The sequence below is a fragment of the Enterococcus sp. 3H8_DIV0648 genome, from assembly GCF_002140655.1.
Classification (GTDB): Bacteria; Bacillota; Bacilli; order Lactobacillales; family Enterococcaceae; genus Enterococcus_A; species Enterococcus_A hulanensis.
Genome location: NZ_NGLG01000001.1, coordinates 1,799,865 through 1,803,119 on the forward strand (window position 1 = coordinate 1,799,865; position 3,255 = coordinate 1,803,119).

A 3,255-nucleotide genomic window follows, 5' to 3' on the forward strand; every position below is an offset into this window, starting at 1 on the left:
CTGCATAACATATTCGACTTGAACTGTTTTTTGAACACTTTCTGCTGCTAATTTGCCAGAGGTTAATGCCCAAGCATTATTCGCGCCTGATGGCGAATCACTTCCCATTACTCCGCCGACTAATTCACCAGCCGCATAAAGTCCTTCGATTGCTTGATCATTGCGATTCAAAACTTGCAAGTCGCCATTTGCAACTAGACCACCCATCGTAGTCGCAAAACGTGGTTTTTGTTCAATCATATAATATGGGCCTTCGCCAACTTTTTCTTGTAAAAACTCCAATTGACGACCAAAATCTTCGTCGGTTTGTTTTTCTACCCAGCCGTTATAACGAGCGACTGTATCCACTAAACTTTCACGTTCCATACCAGCTTTTTCTGCTAACTCAGCCAATGTATCTGCTCGGAAAATTTGCGGTGTTTCCTCTTCATTTTCGATCCAGCGTGCCAGATCTTCTCTTGTGATGCCGCCTTCTTCTACCGCTTCGGTAAAAATTTCAAAATGTTCGGCATCCATCAATAAGAACAGCATTTGCGGATCTTGTTGCAAGAGGACTTCTAAAATTTCTTTGTTGCTTGCTCGTTCATTGATCACTCGTTTTCCAGAAGTGTTCACTAATAAACCATTGCGTTTCAATACTTCGATATTTCCGCCGATCGTAGATTTCGCATAGCCTTGTGAAACTTCCACACCATTTGGATAAATTTTTCCATATTCCATCAGACGGGTCGCTGCATTCAACTCCGGTGTTGTCGTCATCAAGATGCCATCGCCAGTTGAGGACTTCGTTCCGTAGAATAAGATATTGTTCAATTCAGGACTCAACAGATTTGGATTATTACCATATCCGCCCGTTGTTAAAATCACAGCTTGCGCATGAATATTATGTCGTTTTCCAGTATCTTCGACTGCCGTTAAACCAGTCACTTTTCCATTGCCGTCAGTTAATAAGCTTTCCGCTTTCGTTTGCAGATAGATCGTTACGCCGCTTCTTTCCAATGCTTTTCTGGCGCTCGCTGCAAAACCATGCCCGCCATCTTCATAAGCCAACTCACGATTTTTACGATACTCTGCTAAAGTATGCAGACCATTTTCCATATCGTACTCGACGCCCATATACTCATGGACCCAGTCAGTAGTCTCACCAACATTTTCAGCTAGAGTCGCCAAAAGTTCAGGCACATTCAAGCCGCTTCCGTTAGCTAAGAAATCTTCTATCATACACTCAGCACTGTCATCAGAAACACCTGCAGCTGCTTGTAGTTTTGATCCCATGACAACTTGATTCCCGCCGCTGATAGAGATCGCGCCGCCAACAAAGCTTAATTTTTCTAATAAAATTGTTTTTAATCCCATTTGATCTGCTCGTAATGCCGCGGAAATCCCAGCTGCACCAGAACCAACGATAACAACGTCTGCCTCTTCTTCTACAACTTCCTTCGACCACTGAACAGTCGGTTTAGGTCGAGCCTTCAAGACTTCTGAGCTGGCACCAGCCATTTCAACTGCTTCCGCTACGCCATCGATCAATCCCTGACTAGAAGCAGAAGCTCCAGAGATCACATCCACGTTTAACGTTTGACCATCAATGATCTGCTGCGGCAAACGGATAAACACTTGATCCGATAATCCTTCTGATTCATTGCTTTGATCTGCTTCGATTTTTTCGATTCGCTCTTCTGAGAACGTCACATTCATTGCTAGTTCACTATTATGACCTTTGGCTTCAACCGTATATGTTCCCGGCTTGAAGGTTAATTTAACTTTTTGTAATTCCTTTAATCGTTCATGTTTACGTTTTTCTTCTTCCGGATCAATTACCATGTAAGCCATGAAATCCCAAAGCGGTGTCGGTATCAATAGTTTGCGCTGTGCGTTAACATGCGCATAATCAATGACTTCTTTGCCGTCTTTGATCATATTTACCCAGTTCGGTTCAACCAAGAAGCCTTTACCAACTGCTAATAGGTCATATCCTAATTTCAAGGCATCATCAGCATCTGCCCGTTGTAAGATCGATCCTACACCCATAATCGGAACTTGCGCCAGTGCCGGTGAACGCTGCGCTAAATACTTAGTGATTAATGGTTCTGGATCATCAGAATCAACAATTGAAGGACGTGTATAAGCACCCATTGAAAAATGGAAGTAATCCGGTTGCAATTCTGCAAGCGTATTCAATAAATACATCGTATCTTCAAAATGGATTCCTGGTTCTTCCAGCTCTTCCGGTGAGAAACGATAACCGATGATAAAATTCTCTGCCTGCTGCTCTTCGACTACTCGTTGAACTTCCTTCATCACTTCTAATGGGAACTTCGCACGTTTTTCTCGACTGCCGCCCCATTGGTCTTCTCTGCGATTTGAGTGCGGAGAAAAGAATTGTTGCAGAATAAAAGTGTTGGCTCCATGGATTTCGACTCCATCAAATCCTGCTTCGATCGCACGACGAGTTGCATCGCCAAACATCGTAATCATTTCTAAAATTTGTTCTTCTGTCATTTCACGAGGGACTGGTGCGTTTGGCCGCAATGCCGCTACTGGACTCGCGGAAATCGGTGTCGCCCCGCCATTTATTTCCGGCCAAGCCATCCGACCTGCATGATAGATCTGCATGATCGCTTTTGAGCCTTTTGATTTGATCGCCGTTGCTAATTCCGTCAGACCAGCTACTTTTTTATCTGTATCGACACCTAAAGCTCCTGGAAATCCGCGTCCTTTATCCTCGACAAAGCAGCTTTCAACGATAACGGCTGCCGCATCGCCAGAGCGAAATGCATAATAATCAATGATTTGCTGGGTAATCTCTCCATCATAAAAGGCTGATTGAGTCGTCATTGGTGACATAAATAAACGATTCTTAAAACTTGCGCCGGATGCTAATGGAATCTCATCAAATAAATTTCTTAACATATGGTTCTCCTTTCAAAATGAACGTCTTATTCATCAAAAACTTTTGACATGTAACAAACTTCACATAAGTGGCTAAACAGAAAGCCTTCTTGTTTTTTTCTAAGCTACACATTCATGCTTGCTGTTCTATTTGTGTCTAATCATTTCTTTGATAATTTCTGAACAAGGAAGGTTACTTCCTTCTTACGCTCATTGTAAGAAATTTAATCGATAAATTCCAATAGTTTATTTACATTAAATCGATAGATTAAATTTATGTATTTTCAGTACGTGTGATTTTATGAATACGAAAAAGGATCGTGACATAAAGTCACGATCCTCGGATTCAAAATGAGTAGTAAT

At 42.2% G+C, this 3,255-nt stretch carries 1 protein-coding gene; it reads right to left on the reverse strand.

The features are described 5' to 3' along the window. Nucleotides 1-2,913 (reverse strand): NADH-dependent flavin oxidoreductase (locus A5875_RS08370; protein ID WP_088933168.1); only part of this gene is annotated, 2,913 nt, incomplete at its 3' end. Between the last annotated feature and the right edge of the window lie 342 nt (nucleotides 2,914-3,255).